23 protein-coding genes are annotated in these 23,017 nt (G+C 27.9%); 9 read left to right on the top strand and 14 right to left on the bottom strand.

Annotated elements, in window-relative coordinates:
* Positions 1–1,180: 1,180 nt before the first annotated feature.
* The 12 genes from R4I97_RS09205 to R4I97_RS09150 all read right to left on the bottom strand — a co-directional run bounded on the left by R4I97_RS09205 (position 1,181) and on the right by R4I97_RS09150 (position 14,978).
* Positions 1,181–4,627, bottom strand: a complete 3,447-nt coding sequence (locus R4I97_RS09205; RefSeq protein ID WP_335784750.1) for a DUF4132 domain-containing protein — start codon at positions 4,625–4,627, stop codon at positions 1,181–1,183.
* A gap of 74 nt (positions 4,628–4,701) precedes the next feature.
* Positions 4,702–5,586 (bottom strand): DUF1848 domain-containing protein, encoded by an 885-nt coding sequence (locus tag R4I97_RS09200; protein ID WP_335784749.1) that lies wholly within the window; start codon positions 5,584–5,586, stop codon positions 4,702–4,704.
* Positions 5,587–5,590: 4 nt separating this feature from the next.
* Positions 5,591–6,118: an NUDIX hydrolase gene (locus R4I97_RS09195; RefSeq protein WP_335784748.1), complete on the bottom strand. Its 528-nt coding sequence runs from the start codon at positions 6,116–6,118 to the stop codon at positions 5,591–5,593.
* Positions 6,102–7,148 (bottom strand): hypothetical protein, encoded by a 1,047-nt coding sequence (locus R4I97_RS09190; protein ID WP_335784747.1) that lies wholly within the window; start codon positions 7,146–7,148, stop codon positions 6,102–6,104. Before R4I97_RS09190 ends, R4I97_RS09195 begins: the two co-directional genes overlap by 17 nt.
* Positions 7,149–7,990: 842 nt before the next feature.
* A complete protein-coding gene (locus R4I97_RS09185) occupies positions 7,991–8,644 on the bottom strand; it encodes an endonuclease III (RefSeq protein ID WP_335784746.1) in 654 nt (217 codons plus the stop codon).
* Between the two features lie 12 nt (positions 8,645–8,656).
* Positions 8,657–9,691 (bottom strand): PdaC/SigV domain-containing protein, encoded by a 1,035-nt coding sequence (locus tag R4I97_RS09180; protein ID WP_335784745.1) that lies wholly within the window; start codon positions 9,689–9,691, stop codon positions 8,657–8,659.
* A gap of 100 nt (positions 9,692–9,791) precedes the next feature.
* Positions 9,792–10,553, bottom strand: a complete 762-nt coding sequence (gene tpiA, locus R4I97_RS09175) for a triose-phosphate isomerase (protein WP_335784934.1) — start codon at positions 10,551–10,553, stop codon at positions 9,792–9,794.
* 14 nt (positions 10,554–10,567) lie between these two features.
* Positions 10,568–11,125: an isochorismatase family protein gene (locus R4I97_RS09170; RefSeq protein WP_335784744.1), complete on the bottom strand. Its 558-nt coding sequence runs from the start codon at positions 11,123–11,125 to the stop codon at positions 10,568–10,570.
* Positions 11,126–11,240: 115 nt separating this feature from the next.
* Entirely contained in the window at positions 11,241–12,197 is a 957-nt protein-coding gene (locus R4I97_RS09165) for a flagellar filament outer layer protein FlaA (RefSeq protein WP_335784743.1), read from the bottom strand.
* Between the two features lie 214 nt (positions 12,198–12,411).
* On the bottom strand, positions 12,412–13,662 hold the full coding sequence (gene ftsA, locus R4I97_RS09160) for a cell division protein FtsA (protein WP_335784742.1): 1,251 nt from the start codon (positions 13,660–13,662) through the stop codon (positions 12,412–12,414).
* 169 nt (positions 13,663–13,831) lie between these two features.
* A complete protein-coding gene (locus R4I97_RS09155; RefSeq protein ID WP_335784741.1) occupies positions 13,832–14,326 on the bottom strand; it encodes a hypothetical protein in 495 nt (164 codons plus the stop codon).
* 4 nt (positions 14,327–14,330) lie between these two features.
* Positions 14,331–14,978 carry a hypothetical protein gene (locus tag R4I97_RS09150; protein ID WP_335784740.1) on the bottom strand — a complete coding sequence of 216 codons (648 nt, stop codon included), beginning with the start codon at positions 14,976–14,978 and terminating at the stop codon, positions 14,331–14,333.
* Between the two features lie 269 nt (positions 14,979–15,247).
* Between R4I97_RS09150 and R4I97_RS09145 the strand changes: the two genes are divergently transcribed.
* From R4I97_RS09145 to R4I97_RS09125, 5 genes are all read left to right on the top strand, one after another.
* Positions 15,248–15,928, top strand: coding sequence for an ATP/GTP-binding protein (locus R4I97_RS09145; protein WP_335784739.1), 681 nt, complete (start codon positions 15,248–15,250; stop codon positions 15,926–15,928).
* Positions 15,929–15,934: 6 nt separating this feature from the next.
* Complete coding sequence (locus R4I97_RS09140) at positions 15,935–16,693, top strand: hypothetical protein (protein WP_335784738.1); 759 nt, start codon at positions 15,935–15,937, stop codon at positions 16,691–16,693.
* A complete protein-coding gene (gene waaF, locus R4I97_RS09135) occupies positions 16,693–17,676 on the top strand; it encodes a lipopolysaccharide heptosyltransferase II (RefSeq protein WP_335784737.1) in 984 nt (327 codons plus the stop codon). The genes R4I97_RS09140 and waaF overlap by 1 nt, the downstream gene beginning before the upstream one ends.
* 77 nt (positions 17,677–17,753) lie before the next feature.
* On the top strand, positions 17,754–18,116 hold the full coding sequence (locus R4I97_RS09130) for a hypothetical protein (protein ID WP_335784736.1): 363 nt from the start codon (positions 17,754–17,756) through the stop codon (positions 18,114–18,116).
* Complete coding sequence (locus tag R4I97_RS09125) at positions 18,100–18,570, top strand: GNAT family N-acetyltransferase (protein WP_335784735.1); 471 nt, start codon at positions 18,100–18,102, stop codon at positions 18,568–18,570. The genes R4I97_RS09130 and R4I97_RS09125 overlap by 17 nt, the downstream gene beginning before the upstream one ends.
* A gap of 196 nt (positions 18,571–18,766) precedes the next feature.
* On the opposite strand, the gene R4I97_RS09120 is transcribed toward R4I97_RS09125, so the two are convergent.
* Together R4I97_RS09120 and R4I97_RS09115 are read right to left on the bottom strand one after the other, a co-directional pair.
* Positions 18,767–19,162 (bottom strand): secondary thiamine-phosphate synthase enzyme YjbQ, encoded by a 396-nt coding sequence (locus tag R4I97_RS09120; protein ID WP_335784734.1) that lies wholly within the window; start codon positions 19,160–19,162, stop codon positions 18,767–18,769.
* Between the two features lie 35 nt (positions 19,163–19,197).
* Positions 19,198–19,872 carry a hypothetical protein gene (locus R4I97_RS09115; RefSeq protein ID WP_335784733.1) on the bottom strand — a complete coding sequence of 225 codons (675 nt, stop codon included), beginning with the start codon at positions 19,870–19,872 and terminating at the stop codon, positions 19,198–19,200.
* A gap of 76 nt (positions 19,873–19,948) precedes the next feature.
* Between R4I97_RS09115 and cdaA the strand changes: the two genes are divergently transcribed.
* Genes cdaA through R4I97_RS09095 form a run of 4 tightly spaced genes read left to right on the top strand, consistent with a single transcriptional unit; the run spans position 19,949 to position 22,603 of the window.
* Complete coding sequence (gene cdaA, locus R4I97_RS09110; protein ID WP_335784732.1) at positions 19,949–20,734, top strand: diadenylate cyclase CdaA; 786 nt, start codon at positions 19,949–19,951, stop codon at positions 20,732–20,734.
* Position 20,735: 1 nt separating this feature from the next.
* On the top strand, positions 20,736–21,704 hold the full coding sequence (locus R4I97_RS09105; protein WP_335784731.1) for a YbbR-like domain-containing protein: 969 nt from the start codon (positions 20,736–20,738) through the stop codon (positions 21,702–21,704).
* The gene (locus R4I97_RS09100) at positions 21,689–22,066 is read left to right on the top strand and encodes a NusG domain II-containing protein (protein WP_335784730.1); all 378 of its coding nucleotides are present in this window, start codon (positions 21,689–21,691) and stop codon (positions 22,064–22,066) included. Before R4I97_RS09105 ends, R4I97_RS09100 begins: the two co-directional genes overlap by 16 nt.
* Positions 22,067–22,093: 27 nt before the next feature.
* On the top strand, positions 22,094–22,603 hold the full coding sequence (locus tag R4I97_RS09095; protein ID WP_335784729.1) for a Gx transporter family protein: 510 nt from the start codon (positions 22,094–22,096) through the stop codon (positions 22,601–22,603).
* Positions 22,604–23,017 lie beyond the last annotated feature (414 nt).

Below are 23,017 nucleotides of genomic sequence, written 5' to 3'. Positions count from 1 at the left end.
ATTTACATCACCTACTCTGCTTTGACTATATCAAAAATACCGCACGGTGAAATTGTTTTAAAACATAACAAAAATTATATTATTAATTGATTTACAAACCTTGCTTAGCTTAGCGTGCGTTGTACGAACTATAAATTTAAAAAAATCTTGGGCGGGTAGCTAAAATAACAGTATAAACAAAAAAAATAAAATCAACGCATAAATAAAAGAAAAAACAGAAAACCTAAAGGGCGGGGAACGTAATTTAAATTTTTATTTGAATCAGGGCTTCATTTACCACACGGTGAAAAGATTTTTAAATATAATAAAAACTACATTATTAATTAGTTTAGAAACCTTGCTTAATTTAGCGTGCGTTATATAAACTAAAAAATAAAAAAACTTGGGTGGGCAGCTAAAACAACAGTATAAACAAAAAAGAAAATCAACGCATAAACAAAATAAAAAACAGAAAGCCTAAAGGGCGGGGAACGTAATTTAAATTTTTATTTGAATCAGGGCTTCATTTTCCGCACGGTAAACTTATTATTAAACATAACAAAAATTATATTATTAATCGATTTACAAACCTTGCTCATCTTAGCGTGCGTTGTACGAACTATAAATTTAAAAAAATCTTGGGCGGGCAGCTAAAATAACAGTATAAACAAAAAAGAAAATCAACGCATAAACAAAATAAAACAGAAAGCCTAAAGGGGGGAAATGTAATTAAATTTTTATTTTAAATAATGCTTCATTTTCCGCACGGTAAACTTATTATTAAACATAACAAAAATTATATTATTAATCGATTTACAAACCTTGCTCATCTTAGCGTGCGTTATGTAAACTAAAAAATAAAAAAACTTGGGTGGGCAGCTAAAACAACAGCATAAACAAAAAAGAAAATCAAGACATAAACAAAAGAAAAAACAGAAAGCCTAAAGGGGGGAAAAAGAACAATAAAATTTTTATGTTTTTTATTATTTGTGGTGGCTTTGCCCCCACGCCCACAGTTCTTTTGCCGATAGGCACCTACTCGGTATTGGTATAAAAGAACCAAAAGAACTGCATTTAAGAAGTATAGATTTTTACATATAAATCTTAAACCGCACGACAAACAAAAAAGTAGTTAACAACACAAATTGCATTATTAACTACTTTAAATTTCTAATCTAATTACCGTGCGTGTTAAATAAACTTAGTCAGCAAAAACGCTCTTCACTATACTGTAAATTGATGAAGCAAATCTTTTATTAACTTTTAGAGGATTAATCAAAGTCTCAATGCCGTCACTAATCTCATAAAACTCAATGTCCCCAAAACCAACATCTTCATTAGCGTCCATTCCGAAATACATATAGTCAAATGAAATGTGAACTGATATGTTAAGGTAACTGTCTTTTAATATGTACTCAGAGAAACTTCCTCCATCCATAGTCTCACCTCTTGCCATATCGTATTTGCTTGCTAATGACATTAATACTCCTGCCTTTATTGTTTTGGAGTTTAAAGAATTAATTCTATCTTCATTAATGTCTTTTTCTGTAATCTCTTCATATTTTAAATTAAGCTGCTCTATCGGCTGAACTATCTCATAATCTGATAATTGACTTTTCCATTTCTCTATAGTGTTAGAATCTAATTCTAAAGGGTGAACTAAAGTTATTAAGCTATCTTCTTTTAGAGTATATTCTTCTTCGTCAACAGTATTAAAAGTGCCGTCTTCCATATACCTGAAACTTTGTATTAAATTGTTGTTCTCATCATAAGCACCCCAAATAAGTTTTAAAGCAAACATGTTCATTATTGGGTTTTCTACAAATACAGTTTTAAAATTGTTGTAAGTCCATTTTCTGCCGTTTAATAACACTTTTTGAAGCCTTATTTTCTGATTCTGTATCAAAGTCTTTATTTCTTTTTTGAGGGTAGTATATTCTTTTTTGGCACTGTCTGCTTCTGCTTTATCGTCTTTGCTGTTTGGGGCAGGAAGTGATTTTATTATCTTTTCTTTTTCATTGTCTGTAATTGTAAGTTCAAGATTATTGTTTATTGATAATGTGAATGTTCTTTTAGCTTCTCCGCCGTAGTTTAGAACTTTTTCGCCTTTTTGATTAAATCCAAAATTAGGTATTATTCTATCTGAAAGCTCATCTGCGGTCATATCAAGCATATAAGCAGCATTCTCCATTGTCTCTATTGCAACTTCTTTTATTTTTGCAGTAGGAGCTTTTCTTGTAAGTCCGTCTACCAATATTAATGCATAGTTTTTTCCGTTTAATGCCATACACTTTATAATAAATCCTGCCATAACAGTACGTGAGCCTTTTGCAAACTCTTTTATGAGCGGATAAACCTTATCTATTTTCAAATCATAAGAATATATCAAATAAGGTATTAATATATTTTTCTTTGCAGCTTCATAGTTAGAATCGCTCCAATAACTATAAAGACTCTCCAAAGCATCAGCAAATGAAGAATCATCAAGAATATCAACAAGCATGTCGCAGTCTTTTAATCTTGCAGGCTCTACTAAATTCATATACTCCATAACAATATATTTAAATACTCTCTCATCAGCCTCTTTGCCATTTTTGTATAAAACTTTTGTAAGCTTAACATCATCTAAAAACTTTATATTTTTCTCATAGTTTTTGTTGTAGTAAATGTCAATAAACTCCAACGCCTCATCAATACTTTTGAAATTATCACCGTATTTTTTTAAGTTCCAATTCTTAATAATATTTTTTAAAGCTCCTTTAAGCTCTGACGATTTTATTTTTTCAGACATTTTTTCAACATACTCTCTTGTAATAGCTTCATTGTCAGAAATAAGTTTTAAACAATATCTTTTAACCTCTGCCCTATTTGTATTTTCAAGAACTTTGTAAACTATATTATAATCATTAATTTTATTATATATACTCTTCAATAAATCTAATGCAGCGTTTTTGTTTGGTGCTATATTATCTTTTAGAAACTTATCATCATTTAATATATTTAGCACTTCATCAAAATAGCTTTTAAATAATTCATCTTTCACACTGTTTATCACTACATTATTATTTTCATCTAAACATCTAAGCTCATGATAAAGCGTAGGCAAACATCTTCCATCATTATAATAATACCCAGAAGCATCTCCCGCATAATCAAAATAATATGATAATAAAATTTCTTTTAATGTAATATTTAATTCTTTGTTATTTAATAAACTGTCAATAACTTCTTTTAGAGTTTTATTTCCTATAGAGGCTTGAACTTCTATATATTTTCTTATTCCAAGATGAATAGGCAAATATTTCAAAACATCAATAGCAAACTTTTTATATTTTTTTGTTTCATCACTGTCATAATTAAACAACGGATATATATAATAAAGCTCTGAATTAAGTCTTATTTCTGGAGCAGTATCCCATCTGCTGTAAAGCACATAAGCATTTCTTTTATCTGTATAATATTTAATAAGCTCATCAAAGTTTTTATTTTTATCTTTATCAAATATCTCTTCAATATTTTCTGTAGTAGAAAAAAGAGGAAGTTTCGTATATCTATCAGTATCCTCTTTTGTAAAATGATTCACTATTGTTTGTAATACAGCAGCAGCTTTTTTTAAATTATTATTGTCTATTTTTTTATCATTATGTTCTAATAAAATACCGCTAAGCACTAAAAATATTCTTTTGTTTCTATCATTATTTCTATTAATATTGTACCTATCACTATTTAAACTGTTTCCTACAAAATTATAAATTTTATAAAAATCTTCTTTATGATTCAAATATAAATCTCTTGCCCCATAAATAAACTCATAATGAAAATAGTTCTCAAAATGCTGTGCTATAAATGTAAAATCATTTGGATAATTTATTGCATTAAAGAATTTCTCTTTAGCTTTATAAGGATTTGTATAATCTAATGTTCTTAAATAATATCCAAGTATAATATTCATGTCAATGATATATTCTTCATTTTTATTAAGCACTTCTATAAATTTATTTTTTATATCTTCATTTTTATCCAAAAGAGCAGCAATTACATTTAAAGTATCATAAACATTAGGAAGAACATCGAATGATTTTATAGCTGCATTAATATATTTTTCATCGCATTCTTTATTATTTTTTATCACAGAACATATTGCAATCAATGGTATTACAGCATCTCTGTCCATTTTTTTTAATATTTTTTTATTATCATTGTTATTAATAATATCAATATATTTATCTGTATATTTATGAAACTCTTTGCTAAAGTATTTATTAAAATCATCAAAAACTTTATATATTGAACCTTCACCATTTAGAGTTCTTGAATACTCTTTATATTTTTTATCATATTCATAGGTAAGATATCTAAGCGACTTTTCAAAATCTCTATTGACTATATAATCAAAAATAACATACCTATATCCGTATTCTCCTTTCTTATCTTTTCCGTAAATAAATATCTTCATTAAATGTTCATATCTTTTTTTTAATTTCTCATCTTCTATAGAAAAATAATCTTTCAAAAATTCATCTTGACTATAAAAATAATCATAAGGACCCATTCTTATTTTGCTAAAATCATTTGTAGATTCGCATATTTTTATATTATCCATTATATTGATTTCATAATATTGTTCAAGTTTTTTTTCTAAGTCCATAACATCCTCCATAATTTTTAATTATATACATTTTAAAAAATTATAAAATATAAAAAAATATATAAAATTATAAATTACTCTTTTAAAGAATAGCACTTTCTCTCTGTAACAATATCCAAATCACTTAATTGCTTATACTGCTCCAAAAATACAGAAGAGTTTTTGATGTTATTTTTATTATTCGCATAACAGTAAATGCAATCAGATAAGCAAGTGTTGTAAGCTCCTATGTCAATACTTTCAACACACCCGCAATTAAGCCTTTGATTTTTGTCTTTCTTTGCTTTTATATTATACCCTACTATCTTTGATATTAGCTTTTCATCAATGCATTTACTTTTAGCAATATTAGGCAAATCCTCACAGCAAGCTTCTACAGTTATATTATAATGTTTAGAAATATCGCTAATAAAAGAAGATAATTCAAAAATATGCTCATCATCTTTTTTTATATTTATATCTTTTATTTTGCTTTCTATTTTTTTATAGATATCAACAAAACTTATTATGCATTTTTTGGTATAGTTATGAAGCTCTTTTATTAAATATTCAAAATGTTTTTTATGATAATCAAGGCTATATTTATCGCTTAAAATAATAGGGTCATAACGCCACAAAACTTTTTCTTTTCCTATCTTCTCTGAAAGCCTTTTAAACGAATATATTATTTTCTCTTTTCTCTTTGAAATAACATTTTCTATATCTTCACCGTATGAGTTAATTGTAAATTGAAAATAATATTTATAGTCTTTAATTAAATATAGTTTATCAATCATAGGAGAGACATCTTTAGTCCAAAACACTATACAATCAACAACATCAGCCGACAAATCTATTTTACTTACCTGATGACTGTTAAAAGGATTTCTTACTAAACAATACCCCTCTTTTATTCTGTCAAAAAACCAATCACAGTAATAACAAGGAATATCCGTTCTTCTGCTTGCACTTATTATCATATAATTACTGAGTTATTTTAATATATTCTCTTAAAGCCTCTTTTGATGATTTGAAAGCTAATCTGTCAAAATCAATATTCTCTTTTTTTATAAATACCACCTCAGATGCATCATCAGAAGGTTTAACATCAGGCACATAATCTATTTTGGCATAAAAAAACATATCAGTAGTAACATACATCATGCCTTCATAAATATACTCATTACTACCGCTTATAAGAAAATGTATATTATCTATTTTTATATTAGTCTCTTCAAAAAGCTCTCTTCTAACAGCATCTTCTATTTTTTCATAAGGCTCGCAAAACCCGCCAGGCAAATCAATATAACCCTTCTTAGGTTCAAACTTTCTCTCAACAAATACAATGCCTTTAGGTGTTTCAACAACCATTCCGCCCGCAGAAGCAGGATTAACAAAATAGCTCCTCCCGCACTTTGAACAATTAAATATCTTTACACCATTATATATAAAAGAATCTTTCTCTCCGCAATAGGGACAGTATTTAAATTGATTTTTAATATGCTCTTTCATAACTTCTATTTATATAAAACAAACTAATATCTTTTACCTTGCTTATAAATATGTCAGACTCTGCCCATATTCCAAAAGGTGCTTTCCTAAAAAATAAATTATCTTTGTTTGATAAGTTTACGCTTTTATGATGATAATTGTTAGGGTCAACATTGTAATAGTCGTATATATAATAATACTCTATATCAAGCTCTTTCATTTTTTCTTCTATTACAGTTTCCATCTCTTCTATTGTGTTTGCTACTATGTAATATGTAGAAACAAAAGATACAGTCTTACACTTACCAAGACAGCGAACAGTAACATTCCACCATTTAGGCTCTTTATCTATTATTTTCTCATCATCATTAATCATCACAAAACCAAAACTATGCTTTAAATTATTAATAATATCATAATAATCAAATATATATTCATAAGTTTCGCTATAACTCTCATAAGATACTATAGAAGATAAAGAATAATGCCAGTGAATATCAGAACTAATAAAAACAGGAGTCTCATCTAAAAGATTAAAAGAATCTAATATTCTGTTAATCTTTTTAATATTTTTAAAAGGAGTGTTTATAATGATTTCTTTATCTAAATTAATAAAAATCTCAAAATCATTATACTCATCAATAACCCCAAAACCAACAAAACCGCATTCTACCCAAAGCTCATTATATTTTTTAAACACCCTTCTAATCTCGCTTAAAGATATATCAGGGTCGCTCATAAGCACATCAAACTCTCTGTTTATATCTTCGCTCTTTCTCTCTATCACCATAGTAGCGTAATATGGCAATAATTTTATTAATTTAAGAAATAAATCTGAAAGCCTATTTGCTGATATTGAAATGCTGTAAGAATACATATCATCACTGTCTTCAGAAGTTTTTAATTCTATACTCACACCCTCTTTAGGTTTAGAAGACTCTGCAGGAACTATACCTAAAGGCACGTAAAAATCATTTATAATTATTCTTTTTTCTTTAATTTTATTTAATATACTTTTTCTCTTCTTGTTCTTTTGAAAATAGCTAATCACAATACTCTCTCCATAAAACTAATAAGCATAAGAAATATTTGTGATATAATAATAAAAAAACGCCTGCATGTCAAGCATAATATTAATATTAAGAAATATAAAAAAATAATATTTCTTGACATAGATTTTTTTTGCTGTATACTTCTCTTTTCAAAATTAAAAAAGTTTTATAATTTAAATATATCATTTTATTCTATATGGTTTAAGCATTTAATATTTTCTATGCATTTTAAGAATATTTTGAATAGAACCCCTATGTTATCAGGCTATTCAGTAGCAAAGCCATTTACTTTTGAATTTGAAGTTGGGTATAATTTTTAGTGCTTAATTGAAGGATTATATTTTTTGTGTTTTGTGTTATTCAACTTTTACCGTAACAAAGTTTTTGCCCTCCGGGCACGCTTCGTAAAAGTGCAAGTGTTATAGCTTTATATTTTGGAATATATAAAACAATAGCTATATTTTGATATACATAAAAAGCTATAATCTATTAAATGCAGTTCTTTTGGTTCTTTTATACCAATAAAAGAACTGGGGGTGTGGGGGCAAAGCCACCACAAACAAAAAACTTAAATTTTTTTAGTATATATTAAATAACTATAATTTATGTTTTTATTTTTATTCAACTTTTTCCCGCCGCAAAAAGTTGCAAAAAGTGCAAGTGTTATAGCTTTGTATATTGGTAAATATAAATATAAGATATTTTTATCTATACATAAAAAGCTATAATCTATTAAATGCAGTTCTTTTGGTCTTTTATACCAATAAAAGAACTGGGGTGCTACCCTACGGGCACGCTTCGCAGGGGGCAAAGCCCTGCAAATAATAAAAACATAAAAATTTTATTTCTTGTTCTTGAAATAGTCGCAATACTGTGAAACCGTACATTCACTGCATAAAGGGCTAATGGGCTTACATAGGTTCTGTCCATAAACAACTAATGTGTCATTATAAACCCGCCAATATTCTTTAGGCAATTTCTCCCTCAAAGCAAACTCTGTCTCTTCCGGCGTCTTGGTGTGAACATAACCGAATCTATTTGATATTCTATGTACATGCGTGTCAACACATATTCCGTCTTTATCAAAAGCCTCTGTAACTACTAAATTGGCAACCTTTCTCCCTACCCCTTTGAGTTTTAAAAGTTCATCAATCTCATCAGGCACTTCCCCATTATAATTATCAATAATCATGTTAGAAACTTCAAGTATATTTTTTGCCTTCACATTATAAAAACCCACAGGGTAAATAAGCTTAGCAATCTCTTCTTCTGTAAGCTTTATCATCTCTTTGGCACTGCCTGCCTTTTCAAACAGCCTCATTGAAGCATCTCTTGTTGTAGGGTCTTTTGTTCTAAGAGAAAGCATAGTGGAAATTAATATTTTATAAGCATCTCTGTTTGTAATAAGCTTTATCTCTGTTACCACAGGCATAGGCATAGACTTGGTAACTTTTGTAAGCTCTTTCATTATAGGGTGTATATCTTTATCATTCATAAAACAACTCACCTACTCAAATAAATACATAAACACAGAATCTTCTTTTACAAACGGCTTTAATTCAGAATATCTAAACTCTATTTCAATAATACCATGTGCATAATCGGATATCTTATAAGCAGGCCATATAAACTTTATGCCTGTTGGAGTAATGTCAAATGTATCGCTTAATGTAATAGAATCAAAATCAAAAAAATCAGATTCTGACATATTCGCTGTAAGTTTTGTACGCATTAAATTAATTAAGTCAATATCCGCTACATCATCTATAAGCTCAGATACATTCAACCCCACTCTCTTTCCAGTTGATATTAAATATATATTAGGCTGAACATTATATATACCATGAGCCCCGCCTGCATAAGAATAATTATATAAAGAAAACGATATTATCTTATCATCTATAAATGATATATCAATATTTCTTTGCATATTAAACTTATCATTTTCAGCAATGGTTTCTTTCCAAGTATTATATTGTGATAAAATTAAATTATTAAGTGCTGCCGTTATACTTTCTTCATCTATAGATTTAGTTTCATCAATGTCTAAAGATATTCTGTTTATTGCTTTTGTGTTTTTATAGTTTTCTATAATAATTGCATCTCTGCTTGATTCGAAACTCCCATTATCATCTTTAATATCTAATTTAGCATTTATAATTTTAATTTTATTTATAGGATAATTACTATCTAAAGAAAAAGAAAAATTGAAAGTATTGTTTTTGTCAGCTGAAACCCAATTACCCATAAAAACCATCTCGTCATTAACTTCACCATCTAAAGAACCTATTATCCTATCATTAATGCTCTCATCAAGATGAAAACTATTTCCGTTTATATTTCCCTTTAGGCTAATAATTTGTTTTATAGTATCATAATAATATCTCCCTACAAGATTATTATTATCTCTATATAAATACATACTTATAGGAGTATTACCAATATTTCCTTTAAGAAAATAAAAATCTTTTTTTGATATCTCTGCATTTTGACAAAAGAGTAAAGAAGAAAATAACAAAAAAATGTACGCAACTTTTTTCATTTAAAAACCCATATATTATAGTTTAAATATAATAATATAAATGAAAAAATAAAACAAGGGGGACTTATATCCCCCTTTCAAATAAAAATTATTTAATAATTTACTTAGCTATATAATTAACTATTCTTGCAAACTTGTCAGCAACCAAAGAAGCACCGCCGACTAAAGCACCATCTATATTAGGCATATTAAGTAAATCATCAGCATTCTTCTCATTAACACTTCCGCCATAAAGTATAATCATACCTTCAGCAACACTCTCATTATAAATAGACTTTAATGTGTCTCTTATAGTTTTATGTACATCATCAGCATCTTGAGGAGTAGCAGTTTTACCAGTACCAATAGCCCAAACAGGTTCATAAGCTATAACTACCTTTTTAGCCTCAGCTTCACTTAAACCCTTGAAAGCCTCTTTTACTTGACTGCTTACTATATTAGAAGTAATGCCCTTCTCTCTCTCTTCTAAATGTTCACCAACACATAAAACAGGAACTAAATTTTTATCTAAAGCTCTTTTTACTTTTTTGTTTATAAGTTCATCTTTTTCGCCAAATATATCACGGCATTCAGAGTGCCCTATAATAACATATTCACATCCTACAGCCAAAAGCATATCAGCAGAAATCTGACCAGTAAAAGCACCCTTCTCTTCAAAATATAAATTCTGTGCTCCTAATTTGATATTGCTTCCTTTAATAGCATTATTAACATCGCTCAAGCAAGTAAAAGTAGGTGCTATCATAATGTCTCTGTCTTTCACATCTTTTACTAAATCTTTTAACTGTTTTACTAACTCTAAAGCCTCTTTGTTAGTATTATTCATTTTCCAGTTACCAGCTATAAGTTTTCTTCTCATAATAATTATTCTCCTTATTATTTTAATAAATTACTTAAATCTTTAAAATTAGGCACTTTTGAACTCTCTATAAATCCAAAAAGAACCATCTCAGCAGTTATAATATTAGCCCCCAATTTCCTCATCTGCTCTAAGCCAATCTGTTTATCATTATCAGTCCTCGAAGCACAAGCATCAGCAGCCACATAAACATTATATCCATTTTGAAGCAAATGATAAACACTATAATATACGCATACATGTGTCTCAGCTCCAAACACTATAATATTTTTTTTATTTAAACTATTAAACTCCTGAACAAAATCTTCAGTGGCAAAAACACTAAAATGAGTCTTAGCAAATAATTTATGATGCTTAGGAAGAATTATTCTTTCATCTGTGGCTCCTAAACCATTAGGATACTGCTCAGTAACTAAAAGAGGTATGTTATATATTTCAGAAGTTTTTAGTAGAATATTAGACTTTTTTATAAGATTATCCAAATTATCCATAGCAGGAAGAAGCTTGGTTTGCAAATCTATACAAATATATAAAGAATCATTTTTATCTAATATAGGTTGATTCATTAATTTCATAAATAAATCCTTAAAATTAAAAACTTATTATAAAATATGATTTTATAAAATACAATTAAGGGGAAACAACTTAAATATTTGCTTCCCCTTAAAACTTTTTAAACTCGCTTAATTATTATTGAGCAGCAGTTTCTTCAGTTTGTGTATTTTGAGCTGCTGCACCAGCATCTTGTTGCTGAGCATCGCCGCCATTAATACGTCTTTGTTCTAATTCTTGTAACTCAGCAGCTTCACGAACTCTAGCATTTTCAATAGCTTGTTTTCTTTCATTTTCAGTTTTTAATAACTGCCAAGTAGCTTCATCGTCGATATCTTCTTCAAAATCAACAACTACTACATCATATTCCATAGTTACGTCTTTAACATAAGCAATGAAATCTCCGCCTTGAGTATCTTTAGTTCTATAGAAACCTAAAGAGTCTAATTTTACAGAAGGAATCATTCTAGGATAAAGAGGTTTTCTTACTAATACTCTGTCGCGAACATTAGCTAAATATTCTCTATTTTCCCATTTTACTTGTCTCCAACCGCTGAAGTAAAGAGCACCCATAGGATAAGATTTTAACTCGCCTAATTCATTTTGTAAGTTTACAAAATAAGTAACTAAATAATTACGTCCATATACCCAAGAACTAATAGATTTAATTTCGCCAACATTGTGTATTACACCTTTGCCGTCTGTATATTTTGTACCATCAGTTCCGCCATACATTTCAAGTTGATAAGCAGGTTTTACTAAAGCATAGCTATTCCAAGCTTGTAATGGGAAATGTACTCTTACACCAAGAACTTTTCCAGCTTCCCAAGCTCCGTTATTACCTTTACTATCTACGTTAGTAACATATGAATTCCTGCGGTTTTCTGTTAATCTAGCAGATTCATTCAACCATACTACCCAGTTATCGTTGTAAAGATTTTGCTGAACAGAAACTACTTCATTTGTATCATCTCCTGCAGGCTGCAAATTATCAGCATTACCTGTTATAGCAAAATCAATTAAAGTTGAATTTGTTACACCGTAAGCAGATGCAGCAACAAAAATAGAAGCTAATACTGCGAATAACTTTTTCATAATTTATTGCACTCCTTGTACTAATTAATAAGCATAATAATAGTATTTTATACACTAAATTACCCAATTTGTCAAGTAGATTTAATAAAAATAACTAAATCTATAAAAATAATGTGTAATTTTAGTTGACATAATCTAAAAATTAAAATATTAAATTAACATTATAAAATAATCATAATTTTATATGATTTTTTTATTTATTTTTAATAAATATCTATTTAAAAAACTCTGAAAACGGATTTTTTATTTTCAATGTAAATCTTTTTTTCTCGGTTGTTTTTTTAGCATTAGGGATATTAACCTTAGTAGCCTCGTCTAAGCTCATCATAAGTATGCCAATAACTGCAGAATATGCCGGATTATTAGCAATATCAGTAATGCCGTAAATATTATTAGGAACTCCTATTCTCGCTGTAATAGGCATAGAACCTTTCACTGTGCTTTGATAAGCTTTAGCTAATTCAACTAAACCGGGAAGCAAAGAACCGCCTCCTGTAAAAACCATACCAGCAGATAAAGAATCTATATATTTCATTTTTGATAATTCTTTACCGCATAAACTGAGTATCTCTTCTACTCTCGCTTGTATAATTTCTGTTAAAAACTTCTTAGGAATAGCCTTACTCTTGCCGCTTGTAGTAGGAACTTCTACTATTTCTTTATCGCCTACCATATCAACAAAAGCACAGCCATATTCGCATTTTAATCTCTCTGCTGTAGGAATAGTTACCCTCAAACCTTCGGCTATGTCGTTTGTGATATGCTGACTTCCTATAGGTATAACAGCAGTATGCCAAACAGAGCCTTCCAGAAAAACCATGAGTGATGTAGTAGAATGACCTATATCAAACACAACCACTCCAAGCTCTTTTTCATCTTCTGTAAGACAAGCCTCGGCACTTCCGCGTACACTCACTATAAAATCTTTGCCGCTGAACTTCATCTTGTTTAAAGTTCTTCTTAAGTTTTCACTAACATATTTAAGCCCAGTGATAAGATGAACCTTAGTTTCTAATCTTGTACCAGACATTCCTATAGGATTTTTTATCTCATCTTGACCGTCTAAAGAATATTCCTGTTCTATAGTTTCTATAATCTCTATATCTGAAGGCAAACGAACATTTTTCGCACTTTCTAATACCCTCTCTATTTCTAATGGAGTTATCTCTTTATCTTTTGTATTAACACCTATAACCCCTTTACTATTCATGCCCTTTATATGGTCGCCGCCTATAGTAGCTATCACATCAGGAGCCTGAAGACCTGCCATATCTTCTGCTTTATTGATAGATTTCTCTATAGCATCAGCAGCAGCATCTATATTTACTATAATACCCTTTCTAATGCCGTCACTCTCGCTCTCCCCTATGCCTATAATATCAAGTTTATCTTCATTAACCCTTGCTATTACAGTTTTTATTGATGAAGTGCCGATATCTACACCAGCTATTATTGGCTCTTTCAAGGTCAAACTCCTAAATAAAGTATTATGTTAATATTCTCGGAATATTATTCTTTTCATTAATATTTTTTTATTCTTCAAATATTTTTTAACTTAATACACTTTAAATATATTAATTTTAATACTTTTGATAAATATTTACTGTTGAAAATATTAGTAAAATTATAAAAAATTAATTAATGACCCATTTATTATTTTCCTGCTCCATAATAAATGTTTGCCTCATATTTGCTGTGGATTTATTTACTCTATCATAAACAGAAGTAGCAACATCTATATAAGCATTTTTTCCTTCAAGCTTTATACCATAAACTTTTTCTATCTTTGCTTCAAACTCAAAATCTAATGAAGGATTAGAAGCAGCATATTCATCTGCATTTTTCACATTGCGTGTCTTAGCTAAAACTTCTTTGTAGTTAGATGAATAAAAATTATCATAAGCCATCTTTACACTCTCTTCATCATAAGGCAAAGACAAAAACTCTTCTAAAGATTTTAAAGCACTTGTTTTTAATTCTTCTTCATCATAATTTTTTACCTCAACAGCCTCTTCTTTTTCATCGCTTAAAATAATCTCTACTTTTTTATTCCCACTCCCGCAAGAAATAAATAATCCAAATAAACTAAATAAAACAAATAAAAAAATTGTTAAAATAGTATTATGCATAAAATTAAAGCCCTTCCAATATCTCTTTTCTATTGTTTTGAGGAGGTATAGATTCTTTCTCTCTTATTCTCGTTTGAGAAGTAGTTGTAATATTATTCATATTAATATATTTAATAATACTCGGACGTTCCAATATAATTCTATTATCTCCATTTTGCCAAGAAACTGTCTCAGCATCCAAAAAAGCTCCCTTACCGTATTTAGCCGACAAAGAAGATAATAATTCTAAAAAATCCACCTGGTCAGGCTGAAAATATATAGTAATAGAATATAAAGAATCATCTTTAAAAATAAAATATCCGCTCTTATAAAACTTATTCTCTTCTAAAGATAAAAAATCAGCACTCTCCTCAGAAGCCAAATCAACACCGTTTGTATTAAGCATATACTCCTTAGGAAGCAACATAGTATTATCTTCTAATATAGCTCTAATTGTGTCTTCTCTTGTGGAGCCTAATTTTATATTTTTAAATCCTGTGATAGGCACATTAATTACTGCAGGTTTTCTTCCAACTACAGCATCATTGGTTATATAACTTTCTTCTGTTGTTGTTGTGTTATTGTTTTGCGGAGGTGTATAGGCGTCATTAGTAGCATATTGACTAAACAAATTAGCACAAAACAAAATCATCATTATTAATATATATCTCATAATACTTTACCTACTTTAAACTATAATATAGTATCGACTATATTTTTAATTTAATTATTTTTTTTACATATACTTAAAAATATATATTTATAATTTATATATATATAAAACATATAAAATTATTTATTATAAAATTATTTTATTTACAAAAACAATGGTATTATAATAATTACATAATAATTATGTATACTAAAATTTGAAAATATTCTAAAATATATTATATTATAATATGAAATATTCTATAAAAAAGTTTTTTAATGTAGGTGGATATGAATATAAAAAATAATAGGGTAACTATAATATGCGGACATTATGGCTCAGGGAAAACAACATTCTCCATTAATTATGCCATCTATTTAAAAAACAAAACAGAAAAGCAAATATATATAGCCGACTTGGATGTTGTTAATCCTTACTTTCGCTCAAGAGAACATTCTCAAAACCTAAAAGATAAAGATATAAAAATAATAGGAACTTATCTTCCTCAATCTGGTTCAGATTTGCCTGCAGTATCTGCTGAAGTTTATTCTATATTTAATAATAAAGATATTGTAGGAATAATAGACATGGGAGGAAACTCTGTTGGAAGCTTATCTTTTGCTACTTTTAGAGAATATGTTCAAACTGATGAAACTGATGTATTTTTTGTTTTGAATGCAAACAGAAAAGAAAATTCAACATTTGAACTTGCATTGGGGCATCTTATATCTATAGAAGCTGCACTAACATTAAATGTTACAGGCATAGTAAATAACACCCACCTTATGAATGATACCACTTTAAAAGATATTATAAAAGGAGAAGATATAGCAGAAAAACTCTCTAAAGAAAAAAATATAAATGTTGTATGCAGTTGTGTTAATAACAATTTAATTAAACAAAATATAAAAACAAAATATCAATTATTTAATATAGAATATGATATAAAAAATATAGGGAATGTTGTATAACTTAGTATGGATTATTATAGTAATAAAAAATTATATGAGTTAGCCCCTTTGCTTTCTCCGAGTATATACGAGACTATATTTTACAATCAATACGAAATAAGGGCTGATAAAAATGCTATTGTATTAGATGATAAAGTATTTGATGAGGTTTATATAGAGGAAAAAATATATAGAAACTTTATTTTATCAAACTCAAATAGGCTTGGAAAATCTTTAAATTATTTGGGGCTTAATCAGATGCATGGATGCATTATTAATAATTTAGAAATAGATAATAATAAACTTACATTAACACTTCTCGATGTAGGGGTGGCTAATTTAGCTAAAACTTTAATAGAAACGAAGGCTATCAATATAGACTTAAAACCATTTATAGTAAAAATGATATTTGAAAATGTTTATTATCATTCTAACAACACTATAGATAAAGAAGAGTTTATTATAAAAAATAATGATAGTATAATAGAAAAAACATATATACAAGACCAAATTACTTTAATAAATGATAATGAAATAGAGGTTGTAATATCTGTTCAAGATAAAGAAGAGAAATTAAATTATTATATAATAAAATCTAAAAACACATCTGTTGTAGATGAGGCAAGAGATACATGGCTTAGCATTTTCTATGGAAATGATTTTTCTATGCTTTACGATTATTTTATTAATACGAGAAAAACTAATAAACTTGTTATGAATAGAAATGTATGTATTGGTATTATAGCAAAATATGAAGAGTTTGTTTCTCAATTGGATATATCTTAATGAAGAAAATAAAAAATTTATTAATACATGCTCCAAATTGGCTTGGTGATATAGTTATGTCTTTACCTGCAATACATTTAATAAAAGAAGAATATAAAGACATAAAAATAACTGTATTAGCAAAGAAATCAATGTTTGGAATACTTACTGTAAGCGGTTTGGTTGATGATGTAATAGAATTAAAAAATTTCCCAGCTTTAAGAAAATATCATTTTGATACGGCTTTACTTTTTCCGAATTCTTTTGAAAGTGCTTTTAGAATATTTGGACATGGCATAAAAAGGCGTATAGGATATAAAGCAGACTACAGAAGTTTTATGCTTACTGACGCTGTTGAGAGAGAAAGTGTAAGATGGATTCATACTGCTGATTATTATGTTAATTTACTCAAAGCTATAAACATCAATAAACCTCGCCCTACTATAAAGTTAAATATAAAAGAAGATATACTAAACAATGCTAAAGAATATATTAAAACTATAAATCCAGAAAATAAAAAAATATTTGCTTATGGCATAGGGGCTACTAATAGTTTTGGCAAAATCTGGAAAGAAGAATATTTTGCTGAAGTTATAAATTATTTATCTCATAAACATAATGCTTTAACTTTATTTATAACAACTCCAAATGAAAAAGAAATATCTGATAAAATAAAATCCATGCTAAAACAAGAACCTATTATACCATATACTTCATTAGATAACATAGCAGCAATACTTAGCTTATGCAATGGATTTATAGGAAACGATTCTGGAGCTATGCATGTTGCTTCTATAGTGGGTATACCTACTTTGGCTCTATATTTTGCAACACCCGCCGGTATAAACTTTCCAATAGGTGTTAACAGCCATATAATAGAAAAAAAACCAGATAATAAAGCTTGCATCTGCGGCGGCAGAAAATGCTCCATTAACACCTTTGAATGCCGAGAAGTAATAAAACCTAATGAGGTAATAGAAAAATTTGAAAATATACTCTATTGATAAAAATATTATTATGCTATAGTATTTTATAAATAAAATATGTAAATAAATATATATAATTAAATAAGGGAGATATTATGATAACTTTTAAAAATATAGATGATAATGAAATGAAATATATTATGGAAAACAAAGAAGTAAGCAGCAATATTAAAAATATTGCCGAAAAAGTGCTTGCTATATTTACACAAGATTGGTGCGGAGATTGGAAAGGATTAAAAAGAGAATTAAATGCTAATGAACAAAATAGCGATATAGATTTAACTGTGTTTATATGTACTTACAATGAAAGCAGCCTTTATGAAGACTTTATGAACTTCAAAGAAAATGAATGGAAAAATGACCTTATTCCTTATTTGAGATATTATAAAAACGGCAATTTTATTAAAGATACTAATCATTTGCCTTTTCAAAGAATTATGAATGTGTTTAATCAATAATAATTTTGAAATAAAAACAGCCCAAATAGAAGATTTAGAAGAAATTAGTAATTTAGCTAAAAGAATATATCTTAAATACAATTCATCATTAGATACCGATGAAGGGAAAAATAATATATTAACTTTTATTAATCATGATAATATTCTAATGAGAACATATATTAACGGCTCTCTCATTCTTAAAGCTAAAGATAGAATAAAAAATATCATTGTTGGGTTTATAGAAATAAGAAATTATAATCATATATCACTTTTGTTTGTTGATGATAAATATTTTAGATTAGGCTTAGGAAAAGGACTTTTTGAAAGAGCTAAAGATATAATAAAAAGCGATAAATACTCTGTTAATTCAAGCGATTATGCTATAAACTTCTATAAAAAATTGGGATTTGTTGCTATTTATGACAATATAAAAGTAGAAAACGGCGTTCATTTCCACCCGATGATTTTTTAAAATACCTCATATATGTATATTGACAAATAATATTTTTTTTATATAATTTTTTATATAAAAGGTATATATATGTGAATATTAATAGATTTAATTGGTTCAATTATAAACTTTATAAAAAAGAAATTTCAAAAATAGACAAACATTAACCCTAATATTATTGCACAAGGGCTACTCCTCCCAAGTGCAATAATACTATTTATTTTTTCATTACCTGCACATAAACTTTTCTATTCCTTGCCCCATCAAACTCAAAAAAATATATATCCTGCCAAACTCCCAATACTATTTCTCCATTTTCTATTATAACAGTTAAACTCGGAGAAACCAAAGACGACAAAACATGTGCCTGAGAATTACCTTCAGAGTGCCTATAATTATCATGCTGCGCAACTACTTTATTAAATGCATTCTTCATATCAAATAAAACATTGCTGTCTGCATTTTCATTAATACCAACACCTGCAGTAGTGTGAGGCGTAAATATAACCGCTATGCCGGATTCTGCATTCTCTTGACAAATACATTTTTTCACTTCTTCAGTGATGTCTATAATGTCAAATCTTGAGTTAGTTTTTACATTAATAGTATGCATATAATACACTCCTTAATTTTTTATTATTTTTATTATTATATAATAAATCTTAAAGCTAATTGCATTCCAACAGTAAGAGCACTGATATTATGATACTGATAATGAGGATTATTAACCCGCACAAATACATCATAAAGAATATAGCTTCCAAGGTTAATATTTATATATCTATTAATAACAAAGGAATAATCAAAAGCTAATTTAATAAAAGTAACAGGAGCCGCCTCACTGTAATATAAACTTGTATTATAAATATTTTTACTATCAACTCTCTCTATATAGTTTACAACCGTAGGCATTTTCACACCAATTCCAAAACCAATAGAAAAATTATCAATAATAAACTTAGGTAAAACTCCAACAAGAATATTTTCAAAATAATAAGAATAAGTGGTTTTTAAATCTTTAGAGCTATAAGAATAACTATCATGGCTATATCCAAACTCAGCCAATATGCTTAAAGCCATTCTATCAGATATTAAATACATATATCCAAATTGCAAAGAAACCCCAGTCTCAAAATCCACAAAACTTTTCATGCTAAGCACAGTAGGATTAGTAATAAGCTTAGAATCTGAAAAACCAATGCTCATTCCAAAAGGCACATTCAATAATACTTCAAATCTATTTTTCTGAGCAAATACATTAGCACTCATAGTAAAAATAAAAATAAAAACAAAAACTATTATTAACCTTTTAGAAAAATACATTAAAAAACACCTCAGTTTCAATATTATAATATTTTTTATTATTTGCAAATATACATATATATGATATAATAAATATATGCTGTATAATATCAACAATTTTATATCAACTTCAAATTGGCGTTATCTCTTTTATAGTCTTGATATAATCTTAGTAGCAATATTATTTTATATTTTTTACATGCTTATGTATAATACCAGAGCATACAGCATAGCCTTAGGTTTTATAATCCTTTTCTTTATCACATTAATAGCTAAAGTTTTTGGTCTTACCACCCTCTCATGGTTATTTGATAAATTTTTCCAAGTAGGTCTTATTGCAATAGTAGTTCTCTTTCAGGCAGAAATAAAACATGGTCTAAGAATATTAGGCGGAAGAGCATTGTTTAAAAAATCATTCGGATACAACGAAGACCAAATACAAAAAATTATGAGTGCAACTTTTAATTTATCATACAAAGGTTATGGAGCTTTAATAGTGTTTCAAAGAAATATATCTCTCCATTCTCTTGTAGACAAAGCAGTAAAAATTAATGCCGACATCTCTATAGAACTATTAGAATCTATATTTTTTAAAAACAACCCCATACATGACGGTGCTGCCATCATAATGGAAAATAGAATAGCGGCAGCAAGTGCATATTTACCCCTTACAGAAACAGAGCCTCAAATAAAAAATAGAAGATTAGGCACCAGACATAGGGCAGCAATTGGTATATCTGAACAAACTGATGCTGTTGTGGTGGTGGTATCAGAAGAAACTCAATGCGTCTCTATTGTTCATGGTGGGATATTAGAATATAATTTAAGCAGAGATGAATTATATAAAAGGCTTGGAGAACTTTTAGAGGTAAAAGTAGATTAAAATGAAAGATATTATAATAAAAAAATTTAAACATAAAAAATTGTTATCCTATATAACAAATAGATTTTGGATTAAAGCTTTATGTTTATCAATGTCTTTTATGCTTTTTTTATATGTAAGATATCAGCAGGAATACAATAAAGAATATACCACAAAACTAAATATAAAAAACCTTCCAGCAAAACTTTTAATTGCAAACAATATTAAAGAAACTATAACTGTCAGCGTAAAAGGATTTAAAGATAATATATATGAGCTTCCAAGAGATTTTTCTGCTTATATAGATTTAACTAATGCACAAATTGGAAGCAATATGTATAGAGTATATTTAGAAAATGATGCAGATTATTCATCACTCAATATCAATATAACTCCAAATAAAATACCTGTAGTATTAGACCAGTTAGCTTATAAAACTGTTCCTATAGAAGTACAAACTGTAGGAAAAGCCTCATTAGGACTTGAAATTGAAAATATTATTATTAATCCTTCAAACACAATAATATCTGGACCTAAAACTTTAATCTCTCAAATAGATAAATTATATACAAAAACTATAGACCTTAATGATAAATATTTAGATTATAATACTAAGCTTAGTTTAAACATACCGCCTAATGTTAAATCCGATACTTTTAGAGTAGATGCAAGTATAATTTTTGATAAAGATATAGAAATAGTAACATTTGAAAATATAGAATTGAATATTAATAATTTAAACAGCAGATTTAATATAAAATATAATGAACCTTTAATTGTAAAAAAAATTGTATTAGAAATGAATAAAAACTTAATAGAAAACTTAAAAAAAGAAGATATATTACTCTCACTAAATCTCATAAATATCACAAACGAAGGTATATATTCTAATATTTCAATAGAAGCAAATATTCCAGATTATGCTAAATTATCATATATAGAGCCTTCATTTTTCAATATAGAAGTAGAAAAAATATGGACAAATCAATAATAAAAAATATTAGATTTGGAGATATTATTATTATTTTAATTATAGTAATATCTATTATTTATTATGCCAAAAACTTAATTGAAAATAAGGGAAATAAAATTATAATAGATACTCCTTCAAAATCTTTAAGGTATGATTTGAATACAGACAGAGAAATTGTAGTAGAAGGGCTTATTGGAGAGACTACCATTATTATAAAAGATAAAAAAGTAAAATTTGAATATTCTCCATGCAGGGATAAGCTTTGCATAAAAGCAGGAGAATTAAAAAATGCCCCTATAATATGCATGCCCAATGGGGTATTAATAAGATTTGAAAAAAATACTGAAAATGATATAACAATAGATTCTGTTGTACAATAAACGTTATGAATAAAGGTTTTTTAATATATGACACTTTTTGAAGAAATTAAAACACATACCGGAAAAAGAAGAGTTTATGATATAATATTTTTTGCTTTTTTATCTTCATTTATTGCGGCAATAGAGAACATGTTTCCAAGACCCATACCATATTTTAGGATTGGGTTTTCTTTTATTATTATATTGATGGTTTTAGATTCATTTAATTTAAAAGAGCTTCTTCTTATGATAGCTATAAAAAACATATCGGTTGCTATAGTATTTGCATATATTCTCACCCCTCCATTTTATCTTGGAATAACTGGAGGCATTATGTCTGTTATAGTAATGAAGTTAATTAGAAATTTTAAAAACATTTTTTCGCTTTTGGGTGTAAGTATTGCCGGAGCATTAGTAAGCAATTTATCACAGGCAATACTATCACAATATCTTTTTAATTTACCAGATATAAAATTTTTAATACTTCCTGTGTTAATAATATCATTAATAACAGGCAGCATAATAGGAATATTTACTATTATTTTTAACAGAGAATAAAAAATATTAGAAGTGTTTCAAAATTTATATTAAACAACAATATATAGTTATTTCAGAATATATTGAAAATTTTAACTTTATTTATTTTAATTATTTGCAGGGCTTTGCCCCGCACCCCAGTTCTTTTACGACCAAAGGGAGTCCTTCAGGACGACCGAAGGAAGTGCCTGTGGTATTGGTATAAAAGAACCAAAAGAACTGCAATTTTATTAAATATAGCCACAAATAATAGAATTATTATATATATTTTCTTAGATATGAAATTTTAATATTTGCACTTTTTGGTTCTTTTTGCTGCGTGAAAAAGTTGAATAAAACAAAAACATAAATTGTAAAATATAGTTGTTTAAGTGTATACTAAAAATTTTTAAGCTTATTAAAAGTTTTTTATTTTGGGGACTAGTCCCCTGCGAA

Source organism: Brachyspira pilosicoli, from assembly GCF_036997485.1.
Classification (GTDB): Bacteria; Spirochaetota; Brachyspiria; order Brachyspirales; family Brachyspiraceae; genus Brachyspira; species Brachyspira pilosicoli_C.
The sequence above is the reverse complement of the archived record's forward strand: the minus strand, read 5'-3'. Positions and strand labels throughout refer to the sequence as shown.